Consider the following 17,773-nt stretch of genomic DNA (forward strand, 5'->3'; position numbering starts at 1 on the left):
GTCAGCTCACTGCACCGTTGATCACCGAGGTCTTGATCTGACCGTCCTGCACACCCCAGTTGGTGGTGATCTCGCCGTACTTGCCGTTGTCGATCAGGTGCTGCAGCGCCTTCTGCAACGACACCGCCAGCGGCGAGGTCTTCTGCACGGCCCAGCCGTAGGGCGCGGAGTCGAACAGCGGGCCCGCCGACTCGATCTTGCCTTCGCCCTGCTTGATCGCGTACGCGGTCACCGGGGAATCGGCCGACATCGCGTCGACCTGGCCGAGCATCAATGCGTTGGTCGCGGCGCTCTGCTCGTCGAATGCCTTCATATCGATAGCGGGCTTACCCTCGGCGACGCACTTGGCGCTCTTGGCGGGAATCTCGTCGGTGTGCTCGACCGTAGTGGCCTGTACGGCGACTTTCAGGCCGCACGCATTGTTCGGATCGATCGTTTTACCGGTTTGCTGGGCCCACTGGATGCCCGCGGAGAAATAGGTCGTGAAATCGACCTGCTGCTCACGTTCGCGCGAATCGGTGATCGAGGACATACCCACGTCGTAGGTCCCTGCCTGAATGGCGGGAATGATCTTCTCGAACGAGGATTCGACATAGTCGACCTTCAGTCCGAGGGTGCTCGCGACGGCGTCGAGGAGGTCCACATCGAAGCCGACGATCTTGCCGCTCGCGTCCTTGTACTCGTTCGGCTGGTACGGCACGTTCACGCCGACGACCAACTTGCCTGCCTGCTTCACTTTGTCGGGGACCGCCGCGGCGAGCGCGTCGACCTTCTCCGCCGACACCTTGTCCACCGAGGCGCCGTCGCCCTCGGTGTTCTCGGCGCAGCCGGTCAACAACAAGGCACCGCCGGCGACGGTACACAGCAGCCGCACGGCGCCACGGCCGAGGACAGTTCGAACAGACAAAGGAGCCTCCACATTTCACGTCGACGCCGGCCACGTGTCAGCGCCTGTTTGGCAATGTATGCGAACCGGACACAGCGTGGTGCGACAGTAACCGAAGATTAATCAGCCGATGTGAAAGGGGTCCCTTCACCTCCGGTGCACACGGGCACTGACCTGTTCGGTGAATTCGCTGGTGGAAGCCAGTCCGCCGAGATCCGCGGTCGCGATTCCGGCCGCGAACGTCGCCGCCACGGCGCGGGTAATCCGGTCGGCGGCATCATGGAGAAAACGATTGTCGTCACGAACTGCCAACCAGCGCAACAGCATTGCCGCCGACAATTGCAGCGCGGCGGGATTGGCCCGATTATGTCCGGCCAGACCCGGCGCCGCGCCGTGCACGGCCTGTGCCATCGCGCGCGTGTCGGAGCAGTTGAGCGAGGCGGCCATGCCGAGGGAACCGCTGAGCTCACCGGCCAGATCCGAGAGGATGTCGCCGAACAGGTTCTCGGTGACGATCACGTCGTATTCGGCGGGTGAGCGCACCAGGTGCGCCGCCATCGCGTCGACGTGTTCGTCGTCGACGGTCACCTCCGGATACTGCTCGGCCACCGCGTAGCAGACGTCACGGAACAGCCCGGTCGTCATCGGCAGCACATTGGCCTTGTGCACCACGGTGACCCGCTTGCGCCGACCCTGCGCCAGCCGCAGCGCCTGATGCGCGATCCGCTCGCACGCCTGGCGCGTGATCACCGCGACCGCCATCGCCACGTCCTCGGTGGGACGGAACTCCCCCGAGCCGGCGAACATATTGCGATCGGCGTAGAAGCCCTCGCTGTTCTCCCGAACGATCACCAGATCGATATCGGGCGCCATCGCGCGCACCCCGGTGAACGCGACGGCGGGGCGGATGTTCGCGTAGAGCCCGAGGCGTTTGCGGATGACGCCGCCCGGTGCCACCCGAATGTCCGACGGGTAGGAGGCGTTGTCGTGGGGGCCGAGGATCCAGGCGTCGAGATCGGCGAGGGCGGTCAGCGTCTGTTCCGGCAGCGGGTTGCCGTACGCGGCGATCGCGTCGTGCCCGATCATCAGCGGAACCCACTGCACCGGGGCGAGCCCGGCCGCGCCGATCGCCTCATCGACGACCGCACGGGTCGCGGCCACCACCTCGGGGCCGATTCCGTCGCCGTCGATCACTCCGAGTCGCAGGCTCGCCTTCGTCGCGTTCACTCCGCTATCTTCGCGCGCACCCGCCCAGCGGGGACCACGCGGGCGGTACTGACACGCGGCCGAGACTGAATTTCTGGCCGCTGTAGTGCGGATTCGCTGCCCGACCGGGCCGTGACAGCCGGAGCGTCGCCCGATCGGGGGAAGATAGTAGGACGCCGCGGCGTTACAGCCGAGGACACCGACAAGGAGAGGACGTCATGGCCACCCAGACGCTGACCCAGCAGAACTTCGACGAAGTCATCACCGGAAACGACGTGGTCCTCGTCGATTTCTGGGCTTCCTGGTGCGGTCCGTGCCGCAGTTTCGCGCCGACCTACGAGACCTCGTCGGAAAAGCACACCGACGTCGTCTACGGCAAGGTCGATACCGAGGCCGAGCAGGGACTCGCCGCTGCCGCCAACATCCAGTCGATCCCGACCATCATGGCCTTCCGCGAGGGCGTGCTCGTCTTCGCCCAGCCCGGCGCGCTGCCGCCTGCCGCGCTCGAGGATCTGGTGACCCAGATCAAGGACCTGGACATGGACGAGGTGCGCAAGCAGATCGCCGAGCAGCAGGAGTCCTCCCCCGCCGAGTAGTTCGGCGCCGCGTCTTTCGCGCGCAACGCAAAGGGCCCGTTCACCTTTCGCGGTGAACGGGCCCCGATGTGTTCGTGTGGTGTCAGCCCGCGAGCAGGTTGACGCCGGCGATCATGGCGCGCACGGTCGACTCCGCGCTGTCGGCGGCTGTCGCCACCGCCCAGCCACGCCTGCCGTTGATCTCGCAGTGCATGAACGTGGCGATGCCGTCGGTGGTCGGGCGCTGATGGAAGCGCAGGATCTCGAGGGGGTAGCCCTCGTCGTAGAGCGCGGAGGTCATCACGGCGACGGGGCTGCCGGTGGCGATGACGGTGCGAAGATGGTCGGCGAATTCCAGGGTGGCGGTGAAATCCGTTCCGGAACAAGACCATTCGCGAAGCGCGATGGATCCGTCGGCGCGGGTGTACCGGTCGAGGAAGGCGGCGGGGTCGAGGTCGGTGAGCTCGGCGCGCAGACCCTTGGGGGCGGCGTCGAACAGGGCATGGTCCAGTGTCAGCGTCATTGCAGGTGAGGTCTTCCCGAAGATGTCTTCGTTGGCAGGATGGGACCAGCAGAACGATGAAAAGCAGCCCGCAGCGTAGGGGCTGGTCCGAATCAGACCCCGCTACGGCGGATTACTACGAGAAGAATTCGCCGTGAAGCTACCTGCGCGGTCTGCGCAGCAGCGACCGCGAGGTCGCGGTCAGCGACTAGCAGCGCGGCACAGCGGGCGGGATTCGGCACGCAGTCGAGAATAGGGCGATCGCCTCGAAACCGCAACCTGGTTCACCGCCCGGAGTGTCTACTCGTGAGTACCATCACCGCAGCTCAGGATCGGTAACGTTGGCCGCGGCACGGCGATGGGTACCGTATCGAGTATGGGGACACTCATGGCGATGACGATTCCGGGGCTGGCGTGTGCGCTGATCCTGTTGGCGTTCATCGAGGTGGCGATCAACCGGGCCACCGGGACACGTTTTCTGCCGTGGACGCGCAAGCGTGGGGGCACGGTCGCCGCGGCGACCGGCTTCGAACATCTCACCGCGATGTTCCAGGGGTCCAAGCACCACGAGTTCGAGCAGCGCCAGAGCACGCTCATGCATCGAGAGGACCCGTCGGAGGGTGCGCCGCCGCGAGATCGGGTGGATCTGGCCGGCGGGTCGGCATCGCTGGTGGCCCGCGAGCGCTGAAGCCGTTCCCAGCGCGCGTCGCGGGCGAAAGCCTCAGCGCGCCGTAGGTTTTCGACGACATCGCCGCCGCTGCTCGATCAGCGCCCCGGCACCTCGCCGGAGAGGGGTTCGACCGAGGCGAGAGCCCGCGCCGAACCGTTGACATCGACCTGCACGCGCAGGCTGTCGGGCTGCGAGCTCGTCCGCAATACCACCTTGTCGCCCATCATCACCGGGCCGACGTGTTCGACGATCGCCCGATACGGCAACCGGTGGCGGCCTGAGTGCGCCGCGAGCGCCTCCTCGACCGCTTCCCAGTAGACGGCGTTGTTGACGTGGCCGAGCCGATCGACATCGGTGACGCGCAGCGGGAACGGCACCGCCTCCACGTGTGGGTCGTCGAGTTCGGTGAGGGCCGCTTTCCAGCGGAGGCGGTGCTCGGTGGTGCTGGCCAGCATCGGCGCCATGAACGCCTCGCTCATCCGGGCGGGCCGGCCGGCGACAGGGTCGATGTGGATCAGGAAGGCCGCGGCCTCGATGTGTCCGCCCTTCTCCCCGCGCAGCTGAATTCGCATGTCGCACCAGCGATTCGAGAGCGCGTCGGCCCAGCGACGTAGCTGGACGCGGTCGCCGAACACGATCGGCTCGTACACGTCGATGACGGTGCGCCGCACGATCCACGCCTGATGGGTGTGGCCGTCCTCGACAGCATCGAGGTGATCGAACCCGATGTCCTGCAGATACCGCGCCACCGCGTCGAGCCGCAACCGGTCGTCGCCGTCGGTATCACCCAGCCGCACCGGCCACGACATCGCGAAGGCCTGCTCGATATCGGGGCAGTCGGGCAGCGGGGTCGCGATGACGTCAGCAGGCATAGGGCCGATGCTGCCACAGTTCGCCACGCCCGCCCCGATCCGACGAAACCGGGCGTGCACCGGCCGGTCGCCGGGAACACTCCGGCCGGCGCGCGGTCGGTCCGGGCCCGTCACCCCGCACGCGGGGCGAGCGTTTCAGCGACGCCTCGATCGAAGATATTGAACCGCAGAACTTTTCGTCCGTAAGGTCGGTTCGAAGCCCCCGGACAGGACGGATGCGATGCTGATCGATTTCACACCGGACCACGCGCTCTACCCCTTCGAGTCCCGCTGGTTCGATTCCTCCGCCGGCCGGGTGCACTACATCGACGAGGGCTCCGGGATCCCCCTCCTGTTCTGCCACGGCAGCCCCACGTGGAGCTTTCTCTACCGCAAGATCATCATGCGATTGGGTGACCGGTTTCGTTGCGTAGCAGTCGATTACCCGGGCTTCGGTCTGTCCGAGCGGCCGCCGGGCTACGGCTACACCATCGCCGAGCACTCGGCTGTCGTCGGCGAGCTCGTCGACCATCTCGGACTCGACCGGTTCGTGATCATGGGCCAGGACTGGGGCGGGCCGATCGGTGCCGCGGTGGGCGCCGACCGCGCCGACCGCGTTCGCGGGCTGGTGCTCGGCAACACCCTGTTGTGGCCGACGGAAACGTGGCCGCAGAAGGCGTTCAGCCGGGTCATGGGCAGCGCGCCGATGCAGCGGCGGATCTTGCGTGACAACCTGCTCGTCGAGCGTTTTCTGCTCCGTGAGCTGCGGAACACGATCAGCGACGCCGAGGCCGATCACTATCGCGCGGTGCAGCCCTCACCAGAAGCCAGGCACGGCATCGCCGCGATGCCCGGACAGATCCTGGCTGCCCGCCCCTTTCTCGAGCAGCTGGCCACCGACGTGCCCGCTCGACTCGCGGCCACCCCGACACTGCTGATCTGGGGCATGAAGGACATGGCTTTCCGGCCTGCGTCGTTCCTGCCACGGATGCGCGGCACGTTCACCGATCACCAGGTCGTCGAGTTGCCCGACGCCGGACACTTCGTCCCCGAACACGAGCCCGGCACGATCGCCGAAGCTATCGTCCAGCGTTTTCGCTAGCGCCGCCTGGACAGTGCGCCGGTTCCGGTCGTCGAGCCCGAGCGAATCTCTGGCTAATAAAGTGTGACCAGATTGTGAATCTCCCGCGTGTCGCCGCCGGGAACGGGCGATCGCACTGTAGCGTCGCCGCCGCTAGGCCAATTGTTACTGCGTGAAAGGAATTGTTCGACATGGCATTCGAAGTCACTGGGGCTATCGGCGATCACTACAACGAAGCCGGTGGCGCGTCCAGCCCGCTGGGTGAGCCGACCTCGGCGGAGCAGGACGCCCCCAACGGTGGCAAGTTCCAGGAATTCACCGGCGGAGTCATCTACTTCAAGCTCCCGACCGGAGCCAAGACCGTGTACGGCGCCATCCGACTGGCATGGGAAGCCGAAGGCGGCGCGGGCGGCCGACTGGGCTACCCGACCACCGACGAGCAGGACATCGACGGCGGCAAGATCAGCCAGTTCGAGAACGGCTCGATCAGCTACTCGATCGCCGACGATGCGGTGACGGTCAACGCGTAATCAGCGTTGCCTGACGATGGGCACCTACCCGCGCGGGTAGGTGCCCATCGTGGCGTCTGGGCCGTCTCAGTGCGCGGCCGCGTCCCAGCTGCGGCCGGTGCCGACGGAGACGGTGAGCGGCACCGAGAGGTCGATCGCGGCTGACATCTGTTCGCGCGCAAGGGCTTCGAGCGCTTCACGTTCGCCCTCGACCACCTCGAAGACGAGTTCGTCGTGGATCTGCAGGAGCATGCGCGAGCGCAGTCCGGCGTCGTGGATCGCCTTCTGCACGTTGATCATCGCGACCTTGATGATGTCGGCCGCGGTGCCCTGGATGGGGGCGTTGAGCGCCATGCGCTCGGCGGATTCGCGGCGCTGGCGGTTGCTGGAGTCCAGGTCGGGCAGGTAGCGGCGGCGACCGAACAGGGTTTGGGTGTAGCCGACCTTGCGGGCCTGGTCGACGACGTCGGACAGGTAGTCGCGGATGCCGCCGAAGCGATCGAAGTAGACGTCCATCTGCTCCTTGGCCTCGGTCGTGCTGATCTTCAGCTGGGCGCTCAGGCCATAGGAACTGAGACCGTAGGCGAGGCCGTAGGACATGGCCTTGATCCGGCGGCGCAGCTCGGGGCTCACTTCCGCGATCGGGATGTCGAAGGCCTTCGACGCGACGAAGGTGTGCAGGTCCTCGCCGGAATTGAACGCCTCGATCAGACCGGCGTCGCCGGACAGGTGCGCCATGATGCGCATCTCGATCTGGCTGTAGTCGGCGGTCATGAGCTCGGCGAAGCCGGGACCGACCACGAACGTGTCGCGGATCTGGCGGCCGGTGTCGGTGCGGATCGGGATGTTCTGCAGGTTCGGCTCGGTCGAGGACAGTCGACCGGTCGCGGCGATGGTCTGGTTGAACGTGGTGTGCACGCGGCCGTCGTCGGACACCGACTTGAGCAGGCCGTCGACGGTCACCTTGAGCCGGGTCGCGTCGCGGTGGGCGAGCAGGTGTTCCAGGAACGCGTGGCCGGTCTTCTCGAACAGCGATTCCAGCGCGTCGGCGTCGGTGGTGTAGCCGGTCTTGGTGCGCTTGGTCTTGGGCATATCGAGCTCGTCGAACAGCACCACCTGCAACTGCTTGGGCGAGCCGAGGTTGATCTGCTTGCCGATCACGTCGTAGGCGGAGTTCGCCGCCTCGGTGACGCGGTCGGCGAACTGCTGCTGGAGGTTTTCGAGCTGGGCGACGTCGACCGCGATGCCCGCTTCCTCGAGCTGACCGAGCACCCCGAGCAGCGGCAGCTCCATCTCGGTGAGCAGCGGGGTCGACTCGATCGCCTCGAGTTCGGTATCGAGGGCCACGGCCAGGTCGGCGACCGCGCGGGCGCGCAGCATCTCCTCGCGCGCGATATCGGCGGCGACGGTGTCCTCGTCGTCGAGCAGGGAGAGCTGGCCGGTGTCGCCGGTCTCGACGCGCAGTTCGCGCTTGAGGTAGCGCAGGGACAGGTCGTCGAGATTGAAGCTGCGCTGGCCGGGGCGCACCAGGTAGGCCGACAGGGCGGTGTCGGTGGCGAGACCGCCCAGGGTGAAGCCGCGCCCGCGCAGGGCGTGACCGGCGGACTTGGCCTCGTGCAGGGCCTTGAGCACCTCGGGGTCTGCCAGCCACGTCGCCAGGGCCGTCTCGTCCTCGGGGGTGAGCACGGTCAGATCGATGTAGCCACCCTCGCCGTCGGCCGCGGCGATGGCCAGGGCCCGCGCGTCACCGTGCACCGGGGTGCCGGTCCCGACGATCGAGAGGCCGTGTCGCACACCGGCTTTCGCATGCTCGGCCAGCCAGTCGGCGACCGCGCCCTGATCGAGGGCGCCACCGCTGATCTCGAAACCCGATTCGGCTTCCGGCTCGGGGGAACCGAGGGTGTCGAAGAGCCGGTCGCGCAGGACCCGGAATTCGAGGTCGTCGAAGAGCTGGTGGATCTTGTCGCGGTCCCACGGCGCCTTGGCCAGCTGATCGGGGCTGTAGGGCAGCGGCACCTCGCGCACCATCTCGGTGAGCTGGCGGTTGAGCACCACGCTGGACAGGTTCGCGCGCAGCGACTCGCCGACCTTGCCCTTCACCTGATCGACCCGGTCGACCAGGGTGGCGAGGTCACCGTATTCGCGGATCCACTTGGCGGCGGTCTTCTCCCCCACCCCGGGAATGCCGGGCAGATTGTCGCTCGGGTCGCCGCGCAGAGCCGCGTAGTCGGGGTACTGGGCGGGCGTGAGTCCGTACTTGGTCTCCACCTCGGCCGGGGTGAAGCGGGTCAGATCCGAGACGCCCTTCTTCGGGTAGAGCACGGTGACGTCGTCGTTGACCAGCTGGATCGCGTCGCGGTCGCCGGTGACGATGAGAACCCGGTAGCCCTGGGTCATCGCCTGGGTGGTGAGGGTGGCGATCACATCGTCGGCCTCGTAGCCGTCGATGGCCATCACCGGAATGCCCATCGCGCCGAGCACGTCCTTGGTGAGTTCGACCTGCCCACGGAACTCGTCGGGGGTGGCGCTGCGATTGGCCTTGTACTCGGGGTACGCCTCGGTGCGGAAAGTCTTGCGCGACACGTCGAACGCCGCGGCGACATGGCTCGGCTTCTCGTCGCGCAGCAGATTGATCAGCATCGAGGTGAATCCGTACACCGCGTTGGTGGTCTGACCCGTCACGGTCTTGAAGTTCTCCGCCGGTAGCGCGAAGAACGCGCGATAGGCGATCGAATGCCCGTCCAGGAGCAGCAGCGTAGGCCGCTCGCCATCGGGGGCAGTGGTCGGTGTCGATGCCTGCGCAGTCGTCGGTGAACTCACGCGCATGAGTCTAGGCACCCCCACCGACAGAACCGGCCCCGCATCGCCCGAGAGCGATGCGGGGCCGGACACTCGCCGGATCCCGGGTCAGTCCACGCCGAGGTAGGCCGACTTCACCGCGGAGTCGGTCAACAACGCCGCACCAGGGCCGGACTTGGTCACCTCACCGGTTTCCAGGATGTAGGCGCGATCGCTGCGGGTCAGAGCCTGTTGGGCGTTCTGCTCCACGAGCAACACGGTGGTGCCCTGGCGGTTGATCTCGCTGATGATCCGGAAGATCTGCTGGATCACCATGGGAGCCAGACCCATCGAGGGCTCGTCGAGCAGCAGCAGCTTGGGCCGGGCCATGAGGGCGCGCCCGATCGCGAGCATCTGCTGTTCGCCGCCCGACATCGTGCCGCCGACCTGCTTGCGACGTTCGGCCAGGCGGGGAAACAGCTCGAAGACCCAGTCGAGGGTCTGCTGGTACTCGGCCTTCTTCTCGAAAGGTCTGCCGTAGCAGCCCATGTCGAGATTCTCCGCGACGGTCATGCCGGGGAACACCCCGCGACCTTCGGGGGCCTGGATCAGACCCTCGACCACCCGATCGTGGGCCTTCATCGTGGTGATGTCTCTGCCCTGGAACAGGATCCGACCCGAGGTGAGCGGCAGCAGACCGGACAGCGCCCGCATGGTGGTGGTCTTGCCCGCGCCGTTGGCACCGAGCAGGGTCACCAGTTCGCCCGGGGCGACCGAGAGCGAAATGCCGTGCAGCGCTTCGATCCGGCCGTAGTTCACGACCATGTCCTGCACCTCGAGCAGCGGCTCCGCCGGCTCGACAGCGGCTTGCGGCTCGTCCTCGCGCTCGGACACCGCCACGGTGTCCGCAACCGTCGGTGAGATCACACCCTCCGCCGCGGCTGCCACGGAGCCCTCACGCACCTCTTCGACGGTGTCCGCGTCGGGAACGCCGAGGTAGGCCGCGATCACCGCCGGGTCCTCGCGCACTTCGGTGGGCAGGCCGTCGGCGATCTTGCGCCCGAACTCCAGGACCACGATCCGGTCGGTCACGCCCATCACCAGGCGCATGTCGTGCTCGATGAGCAGCACGGTGTAGCCGTCGTCGCGGATCTTGCGGATCAGATCCATCAGCGCCGACTTCTCGCTGGGATTGAAACCAGCAGCCGGTTCGTCCAGACACAGCAGTTTGGGCTCGGTGGCCAGCGCCCGCGCGATCTCGAGCCTGCGCTGGTCGCCGTAGGACAGGTTGCGGGCCTTCTCCACCGCGCGCGGTGCGATACCGACGAACTCGAGCAACGCCATGCCGCGTTCGATGGCGTCGCGTTCCTCGCGCTTGAACTTCGGCGTACGGAACACCGCGCCGGGCACCGACGTGGTGTGGCGAGCGTCGGTGCCGACGACGACGTTCTCCAGCGCCGTCATCTCGCCGAACAACCGCACGTTCTGGAACGTGCGCGCGATACCCATTCGGGTGATCTCGTTGCGCTTGGTCTTGGCCAGTGGCTGACCGTCGAAGTGCACGCTGCCCGACGCGGGCTTGTACACACCGGTGATGGCGTTGAAGCAGGTGGTCTTGCCCGCGCCGTTGGGGCCGATCAGACCGAGGATCTCGCCGCGGCGGATCTCGAAACTGACCCCGTCGAGCGCGGTCAGACCGCCGAATTTGACGGTCAGACCGTCGGTACGCAGCAGCGGTTCGCCGACGGCGGTCTCGATCGCGCGATGCGGCGCGACCACCTCGGCGACCGTCTCGGCATCGGCGAGTTCGGGCATCACCGCGGTGACGTCGACCTCGCCCGCGGGCTCGACCTCGGGCGGCGGCCGGTAACCGGCCTTCATGTCTTCGTTGTCGTACAGCGCGTCTCCCGCGCCCGGCCCCGTCATTGCCCTGCTCCGATCGATTCGGCCGCCGGCTCGCGCACTGGTGTGCGCGTCACGGCCTGGTACACCTGTCTGCCGTAGGCGAGCAGCTTCTGCCGCACCGGGAACAAACCCTGTGGCCGCAGAATCATCATCACCACGAGCGCGATGCCGAAGTAGAGGTACTTCAGGTCACCGAGGTTCTGAGCGCCGCCCGGACGGAACAGCAACACGCTGCCGAGCAGCAGCAAACCGAGGATCACCCCGACGATCGCCACTCCGATCACCACCCGCCGGACCCACACGGCCAGCGAATCCTTCTTCCACCGCCACAGCAGCCACAGTCCGATCAGCAGCGCGACATCGAGGCCGAGCATCAGATAACCGGTCGACTCGCTCGACACCAACTGCACCGACTGCAACCGCATCGGCAGGTAGGCGATGAGGAACGCGCCGACGATCACGCCGAGTTTGTTGCCCGAACCACCGAGCACCACCGCGCACAGGAACAGCATCGACAAGATGATGTCGAACTGTTTGGGGTTGACGTAGGTGACCTGACCGGCGTACATCGCGCCGGACAGTCCGCCGACCGAGGCCCCGATCACGAACGCCCACAGCTTGAACTTGAAGGTCGGCACGCCCATGATCTCGGCGGCGTCCTCGTCTTCGCGGATGGCGACCCAGGAGCGGCCGACCCGGCTGCGCTCGAGGTTGCCGATGATCAGCAGCACCACGATCACGAAGGCCATGCCGAGCCAGAACCACCAGGTGCCGTTGCTCGCCCGCTGGAAAGGATTCCAGCTGTTGGGGTCGCCGAGGTTGCCCGGGGAGAAGAAGCCGCCGGGGTGCGCCTCGGACTCGCCGACCGCGGGGTACGCGATCTTGGAGAGCCCGAGGCTGCCGTTGGTCAGCTCGCCCAGGTTGTCGGCCATCAGTCGGACGATCTCACCGAAGCCCAGCGTCACGATCGCGAGGTAGTCACCGCGCAGGCGCAGCGTCGGCGCGCCGAGGATCAGGCCGGCCAGCGCGGTCAGCGCGATCGCGATCGGCAGGCAGGCCACCCAGGCCCAGCCGGGTTCCAGCCAGCCGCCGTCGGTTTGGTTCCACGGACTGTTCGGACTGGTGAGCAGACCGACCGTATAGGCGCCGACGGCGTAGAAGCCGACGTAACCGAGGTCGAGCAGACCGGTCTGGCCGACCACCACGTTCAGCCCGATGGCGATCAGCGCGTACATCGCGAATTGCGCCATCACACCGCCGAAGCTCACGCCCGGAGTGTCGAGCAGCGGGGGCGGGAACAGCGGCATCAGCGCCAGCAAGGCGATGATCGGCACGCCGACGGCCCACTGGGCCGGACGCGAGAGCCCGTCCCACCAGACCCGGATCGCGTCACCGATGCCACGTCGATCCTGGTGCGCGACAGGTGCTTTCGGGGTTTTCGTCAGGTCGGTCATGCGCGTGCCCTCCCCAGGCTCTCGCCGAGGATGCCGGTCGGCCGGAACATCAGCACGGTCACCAGCAGGACGAATGCCACCACGTCACGCCATTCGGTACCGAACAGGATCTGTCCGTACTGCTCGGCGACGCCGAGGATCAACCCGCCGAGCAGCGCGCCACGCAGGTTACCGATGCCACCGAGCACCGCGGCGCTGAACGCCTTGATACCGAGGATGAAGCCGCCGGAGAAGATGATGCCGGTGGGGATGTAGAGCGTGTACAACATCGCGGCGGCGCCTGCCAGCAGCCCGCCGATGAGGAAGGTCAACACGATGACCCGCTCACGCGAGACGCCCATCAGGGTGGCGGTGTCGGGGTCTTGGGCCACCGCACGGATGGCGCGGCCGAATTTGGTTCTGTTGATGACGATCTCGGTGGTGACCGCGAGCACGATGGCCGCGGCGAAGATCACCAGCGCCACATTGGTGACCGGCGCGCCGAGGAAGGTGAACTGCACCTTCGGTTCCACGAGCCGGATACCGGTCTGGGCGTTGGACCCGCCGAGACCGGGCTTGATCTTGGGCAGGATGTAGTGGACGAACTCCTGGATCACGAACGACATACCGATCGCGGTGATCAGGAAGGCCAGCGGTTTCGCGCCCCGCCTGCGCAGCGGCCGGTAGGCGACTCGTTCGAGCCCCACCGCCGCGATGCCGGAGACGAGCATGCCGAACAGCATCGCCAAGCCCAGATACAGAACCGTCAGCCCGACACCCTGGGAATACACGTTGCCGCTGGGCGCGAAGCCGAGCAGTTCCAGTCCCACATAGGTGCCGAACATGCCGAGCATGAAGATCTCGGAGTGGGCGAAGTTGATCAATCGAAGCACGCCGTAGACCAGCGTGTAGCCGACAGCGACCAGAGCATAGATCGAGCCGTAGGTGAGGCCGTCCACGGTCAATCGCCAGAACTGGTCGATCACCCCGGAGACGTTGAAATCGATGGACCCCTCGGCTAACAGGGATACACCGAGCGAAGCCGCTGATGTCATGATTACTCTCGCGTCAGGCGAGCGGTGCGCGTGGCATCACAGCCACGCGCACCGCCGCACACATCGTCTGAACTACTTGACCTGGTACATCCAGATCTGGATGTTGGCCAACTCGCCGGTCTCGCCCCACTTGTACTGGCGGGCGACACCGGTGCCGTCGTAGTTACGGACGTAGTCGACGAGCTCGGCGCGGGTGACCTTGCCGGAATCGATTCCCTTGAGCAGGATCGTGGTCAGGTCGTAGCCCTCGACGGAGTAGACGCCGGGCGCCTGGCCGTTGAGCGCCTTGTAGTCGGCGGCGAACTTCTCCGGCGCGGGGCTGCACGGGCACGACAGCAGCGCGTCCTTGGACGAGGAACCGGCCTGACGGACGAACTCGGGATCGTTGGTGCCGTCGGCGGAAACGAAGGCCGCGGTCACGCCACCGGAACGCAGCTGCTGCACGAACGGTGCCGCCTCGGCGTAGTAACCGGCGTAGAAGATGGCGTCGGGCTTGGCCGCGGACAGCTTCGAGACCGCTGCCGAGAAGTCCTTGTCACCTTCCTTGACGCTCGTCCCGCAGGAGGCGTCGGCCGCGGGACCCGCGGCGGTGATGAAGGCCTTCGCCAGACCGGCACCGTAGTCGGTGTTGTCCTGCACGACGCAGATCTTCTTGAAGCCCTTCTCGCCGGTCAGGTAGTTGGCCACGGCCGGACCCTGCGAGTCGTCGTTGCCGAGACCGCGGAAGAAGGTCTTCCAGCCGTTCTGGGTGAGCGTGGGGTTGGTGGCCGACGCCGTCAGCGTGGGCATGCCTGCCTCGCTGAGGATCTGGCCGGTCGCCTTGGTCTCACCCGAGAAGGTCGGGCCGACCAGCGCCACGATGTTCGGGTCGGCGACGATCGTCGGAACCACCTGGCTGGCGATCTGCGGCTTGCCCTCGGTGTCGAACTGCTTCACCGAGACCTGACAGTCCGGGTTGGCCTTGTTGTGCTGGTCGAGCGCGAGCTTCACGCCCATGATGATGTTGATGCCGAGGGCGGCATTGCCGCCGGTCAGCGGGCCCGCCATGCCGAGGGTCAGCGGCGCGCACTTGGCCTTGCCGTCGCCTGCGGGGTCCGCGGCCGCACCGGCTTCGGTTGTCGCGACGGCCTTACCCTGGGTATCGAGCTGAACAACCGACTGGATGGAGAGATCGGTGTTGCCGCCACCGCCGCCATCGGACGACTTGTCACTGCATCCGGACAACACCAACGACGCGGCAGCTCCGATAACCAGAACTCCTCGCGTCGACCGACTGCGCCATGTCGAACTGAGCACGTCTCACCTCTATGTCCTGTGCTCCCCGGGTTCACCGAGGGGGCCGACCACGTTCAGCCCGCAGAGAACATATCGCCGCTTTGTTAGATCCGCATCACATTCGCATCATGTCGGACGCCTCTTGTCCAGCAATAGTTCACATTATTGTTTCGCTTGCGTAAACATTTTCTGCTTTCGGCCCGCGAGGCAGCGAGAGCCGAACCGTGTCACTGCGGGGTGAGGTTCTCCAGCACGACTTCGGCGACCGCCTTCATGGTCGTGCGGCGATCCATCGCGGTGCGCTGAATCCATTTGAACGCCTGCGGTTCCGACAGCCCCTGGGTCTGCATGAGCACGCCCTTGGCCCGCTCCACCAGTTTGCGCGTCTCCAAACGGTCCGACAGATTCGCTACTTCTGTTTCCAGCGCGGTGATTTCGTGAAAACGACTGGCCGCGAGTTCGATCGCGGGGACCAGATCGGATTTGGTGAACGGCTTCACGAGATAGGCCATCGCGCCGGCGTCCCGTGCCCGCTCGACCAGGTCGCGCTGACTGAACGCGGTCAGAATCACCACGGGCGCAACACGTTTCGACGCGATCTCGGCGGCGGCATCGATGCCGTCACGGCGCGGCATCTTCACGTCCATGATGACCAGATCGGGGCGCAGCTCCTCGGCGAGCTCGACGGCCTGCTGCCCGTCACCCGCTTCGCCGACGACGTCGTAGCCCTCCTCCTTGAGCATCTCGACGAGATCCATCCGGATCAAGGCCTCATCCTCGGCGACGACGACCCGCTTGGCCGCGGCCTCACGCGTGGCGCCGGCTGCATTCGTGCTCATAGGTTCGACCCCTCTGGATTCTGATGCCTGTCGATCACACCACGACTGGCGTTGTAAAGAGTACCTTTTGCTTCCGCGCAGAGAATGCGCCTGCGATGAGATCGCGCACACCCTGCGCCGGATACTCCCCCGCGGAGCGCGGCCACTTGCGCCGCGCTTCCGCCGTGGTGCCGAGTGTGGGACTCGAACCCACACGTCCTTCCGGACAACGGTTTTTGAGACCGTCGCGTCTGCCAGTTCCGCCAACCCGGCGCACCGCGGTCACTATAGCGTCTCGGCGCGCCGGGAAGCCAACCGCCGGTCGAACCAGACGTCGGCCCGCGCCGTAGTACCTCGTAAGGGCACCACGGAAGGGGCTGCGATCATGCGCGTGCACAGAACTACGGTCGACCTGGACGCCTACCCCGACCTGGTGATGATCCTGCTCGGGATGCGCGTGCGCACGCCGCGCGGGGTGCTGCGACTGCTCGGCGTCGGCCCGAAGTTGTATCGCTCACATACCGACCGACCCGACGGATTGCTTCGGCACGAAGACATCGTGTGGTCGATGTTTCCGCCCCACTGGGGAGCCAGGCAGTACTGGCGCGATCTGGATTCGCTCGAGCGCTGGACGCGATCGGAGCCACACCGGCAGTGGTGGCGGGAATTCCTCCGCGATTCCGGCGGCACCGGCTTCTGGCACGAGGCCTACTTCCGCCGCGGTGGGATCGACGCGGTCTACGACGACATGTCGACCACGACCGGACTGGCGGCGTTCGCGCCGGTCGTGCCCGCGCGTGGCCCGATGTTCTCCACCAGGGGCCGCGTGCACGGCACCCCGCCGGCGGTGCCGCCGGTTATTACCGAATCGAATTATTATGATCGGAAAGAGTGACGGCCGACACATATCATCGCAAGGTTTCCCACCCCTATCTCGCGGGTATCACGGTCACACACAACAGATTTGCGCATCGTGAATGATGTACGGCATTCAACCGAAAGGTGAATAGGTAGTACCGCGCTTGTGATGGTTACAATTCCGACCTACTCCGTGACAATCGACCCGATTACGGTGTCGGTATGCACGTGCTCTTCGTCTGCAACTCCAATGTGTGCCGGTCGGTGATCGCCGAACGGCTCACCCGGGCGTTCGCGACAGAGCACCGACTACCCGGCCTCACCGCGGAAAGCGCGGGCACCCGCGCCCTGGTCGGCTTTCCGCCCGAGCCGATGGCGGTGGAGACCATCCAGGGCCTCGGTGGCGACACCTCCGGATTCAAGGCCAGAAAGCTCCGGCCCGAGATGGTCGATCGCGCCGATCTGGTGCTGACGATGACCGATTCTCTACGCGACCAGGTCGGCGAACTGGCTTTCGGCGCCGCGCCGCGCACCTTCACCCTCGCCGAGGCGTATCGCATCGCCAAGGTCACCGGCGCGAAATCCATTGCCGCCCTGCACTATGCGCGCAACAACCTGGCCTACGTCGGCCGGGAGAACATCGCCGATCCGATCGGCCTCTCGCCGGAGGCCTTCCTCGAGGTCGGCGACCGCATCGCCGAAATGCTGTTCCCCGTACTGGGAGCGCTCGCCCCGCACGAACAGACGAAACTCTCCGGCGACGGCGATCGCCCCGGCCTGGTGATAGCACCCGGCGCGCCCGCCGGGCCCCTGTCGGCCTTCCTCGCCGCGCAGCGCGGGCGCTGAGTCCGCGCTAGGGCTGTTCGCCACGGCGCGCAGGGATTAGACTTCGGCGCGGACGTGGGTGGTTACCCCTTGCAGGTTCGACACACGACGGGACTACAGACTTGCCGAAACGCATTTCGGATGTTTCGCTCCATGTGTATGTGACGCCGGAGATCCTCGACCGCATCGTCGCCGGTGTTCGAACGGTCCTCGACGACCATGTGCACGACCGCGATGTCTATGCCTGGCGGTTCACCATGCCTGTCGACGCGAGTGATCCGATTCATCGCGATCTCGAATCACAGTGGCGCGGAAGCTTTCCCGGTTGCGATCCGAGCGCGGAGAGCACCTACGAGATCGCGCTGAGTCTGGTCGGTGATCCGGCCGATCTCACCGACGCCGACATCGCCGACCTCGAGCGCGGGCTGGCACTGGCCGTGTACGGCGTGCCCTTCACCTTGCGCGCGCATCAGCGCACCGACGTCGTCGAACCGGAACTCGACCACGAACTGCGTTGAGCTGTCCGCCCGTGTGAGCCTGCAGCGG

Annotated in this window: 17 protein-coding genes, 1 tRNA gene and 1 pseudogene; 7 read left to right on the plus strand and 12 right to left on the minus strand. The window is 66.3% G+C overall.

Annotation, left to right across the window (positions count from 1 at the left end):
• Position 1: 1 nt before the first annotated feature.
• Positions 2–907, minus strand: coding sequence for an ABC transporter substrate-binding protein (locus ASD42_RS32900; RefSeq protein WP_056824573.1), 906 nt, complete (start codon positions 905–907; stop codon positions 2–4).
• A gap of 126 nt (positions 908–1,033) precedes the next feature.
• Positions 1,034–2,113, minus strand: coding sequence for an isocitrate/isopropylmalate dehydrogenase family protein (locus tag ASD42_RS32905; protein ID WP_056824576.1), 1,080 nt, complete (start codon positions 2,111–2,113; stop codon positions 1,034–1,036).
• 197 nt (positions 2,114–2,310) lie between these two features.
• Here ASD42_RS32905 and trxA point away from each other — a divergent pair, with 197 nt between their 5' ends.
• A complete protein-coding gene (gene trxA, locus ASD42_RS32910) occupies positions 2,311–2,688 on the plus strand; it encodes a thioredoxin (protein WP_056824580.1) in 378 nt (125 codons plus the stop codon).
• An 82-nt stretch (positions 2,689–2,770) separates the two neighbouring features.
• On the opposite strand, the gene ASD42_RS32915 is transcribed toward trxA, so the two are convergent.
• Positions 2,771–3,190, minus strand: a complete 420-nt coding sequence (locus tag ASD42_RS32915) for a hypothetical protein (RefSeq protein ID WP_056824583.1) — start codon at positions 3,188–3,190, stop codon at positions 2,771–2,773.
• Positions 3,191–3,545: 355 nt separating this feature from the next.
• On the opposite strand from ASD42_RS32915, the gene ASD42_RS32920 reads away from it, so the two are divergent.
• Positions 3,546–3,857 (plus strand): DUF6191 domain-containing protein, encoded by a 312-nt coding sequence (locus ASD42_RS32920; RefSeq protein ID WP_056824586.1) that lies wholly within the window; start codon positions 3,546–3,548, stop codon positions 3,855–3,857.
• 77 nt (positions 3,858–3,934) lie between these two features.
• Here the strand turns inward: ASD42_RS32920 and ASD42_RS32925 are convergent, their stop codons facing one another.
• Complete coding sequence (locus ASD42_RS32925; protein WP_056824589.1) at positions 3,935–4,711, minus strand: acyl-[acyl-carrier-protein] thioesterase; 777 nt, start codon at positions 4,709–4,711, stop codon at positions 3,935–3,937.
• 220 nt (positions 4,712–4,931) lie between these two features.
• On the opposite strand from ASD42_RS32925, the gene ASD42_RS32930 reads away from it, so the two are divergent.
• Together ASD42_RS32930 and ASD42_RS32935 are read left to right on the plus strand one after the other, a co-directional pair.
• On the plus strand, positions 4,932–5,792 hold the full coding sequence (locus tag ASD42_RS32930; protein WP_056824590.1) for a haloalkane dehalogenase: 861 nt from the start codon (positions 4,932–4,934) through the stop codon (positions 5,790–5,792).
• A 170-nt stretch (positions 5,793–5,962) separates the two neighbouring features.
• Complete coding sequence (locus tag ASD42_RS32935; RefSeq protein ID WP_056824593.1) at positions 5,963–6,301, plus strand: LGFP repeat-containing protein; 339 nt, start codon at positions 5,963–5,965, stop codon at positions 6,299–6,301.
• A gap of 66 nt (positions 6,302–6,367) precedes the next feature.
• Here ASD42_RS32935 and polA read toward each other — a convergent pair whose 3' ends face one another.
• The 8 genes and pseudogenes from polA to ASD42_RS32970 form a co-directional block, all read right to left on the minus strand.
• Positions 6,368–9,106 carry a DNA polymerase I gene (gene polA / locus ASD42_RS32940; RefSeq protein WP_056824598.1) on the minus strand — a complete coding sequence of 913 codons (2,739 nt, stop codon included), beginning with the start codon at positions 9,104–9,106 and terminating at the stop codon, positions 6,368–6,370.
• An 81-nt stretch (positions 9,107–9,187) separates the two neighbouring features.
• Entirely contained in the window at positions 9,188–9,883 is a 696-nt protein-coding gene (locus tag ASD42_RS35560) for an ABC transporter ATP-binding protein (protein WP_235569926.1), read from the minus strand.
• Between the two features lie 150 nt (positions 9,884–10,033).
• Positions 10,034–10,939: pseudogene (locus tag ASD42_RS35770) on the minus strand (ABC transporter ATP-binding protein); the annotation flags it as partial.
• A gap of 41 nt (positions 10,940–10,980) precedes the next feature.
• Entirely contained in the window at positions 10,981–12,417 is a 1,437-nt protein-coding gene (locus ASD42_RS32950; protein ID WP_056824601.1) for a branched-chain amino acid ABC transporter permease, read from the minus strand.
• The gene (locus ASD42_RS32955; RefSeq protein WP_056824606.1) at positions 12,414–13,451 is read right to left on the minus strand and encodes a branched-chain amino acid ABC transporter permease; all 1,038 of its coding nucleotides are present in this window, start codon (positions 13,449–13,451) and stop codon (positions 12,414–12,416) included. The genes ASD42_RS32950 and ASD42_RS32955 overlap by 4 nt, the downstream gene beginning before the upstream one ends.
• 72 nt (positions 13,452–13,523) lie before the next feature.
• A complete protein-coding gene (locus ASD42_RS32960; protein WP_373864340.1) occupies positions 13,524–14,747 on the minus strand; it encodes a branched-chain amino acid ABC transporter substrate-binding protein in 1,224 nt (407 codons plus the stop codon).
• A 206-nt stretch (positions 14,748–14,953) separates the two neighbouring features.
• Positions 14,954–15,565, minus strand: a complete 612-nt coding sequence (locus ASD42_RS32965) for an ANTAR domain-containing response regulator (RefSeq protein WP_056824610.1) — start codon at positions 15,563–15,565, stop codon at positions 14,954–14,956.
• A 165-nt stretch (positions 15,566–15,730) separates the two neighbouring features.
• Positions 15,731–15,817 (minus strand) — tRNA-Leu (locus ASD42_RS32970).
• A gap of 112 nt (positions 15,818–15,929) precedes the next feature.
• Between ASD42_RS32970 and ASD42_RS32975 the strand changes: the two genes are divergently transcribed.
• The 3 genes from ASD42_RS32975 to ASD42_RS32985 all read left to right on the plus strand — a co-directional run bounded on the left by ASD42_RS32975 (position 15,930) and on the right by ASD42_RS32985 (position 17,745).
• Positions 15,930–16,439, plus strand: coding sequence for a monooxygenase family protein (locus tag ASD42_RS32975; protein ID WP_056824613.1), 510 nt, complete (start codon positions 15,930–15,932; stop codon positions 16,437–16,439).
• 185 nt (positions 16,440–16,624) lie between these two features.
• Positions 16,625–17,248: an arsenate reductase/protein-tyrosine-phosphatase family protein gene (locus ASD42_RS32980; protein WP_056824616.1), complete on the plus strand. Its 624-nt coding sequence runs from the start codon at positions 16,625–16,627 to the stop codon at positions 17,246–17,248.
• Positions 17,249–17,388: 140 nt separating this feature from the next.
• Positions 17,389–17,745 carry a hypothetical protein gene (locus ASD42_RS32985; protein ID WP_084787399.1) on the plus strand — a complete coding sequence of 119 codons (357 nt, stop codon included), beginning with the start codon at positions 17,389–17,391 and terminating at the stop codon, positions 17,743–17,745.
• Positions 17,746–17,773 lie beyond the last annotated feature (28 nt).

It is taken from the genome of Nocardia sp. Root136 (genome assembly GCF_001427185.1).
Taxonomy (GTDB): domain Bacteria; phylum Actinomycetota; class Actinomycetes; order Mycobacteriales; family Mycobacteriaceae; genus Nocardia; species Nocardia salmonicida.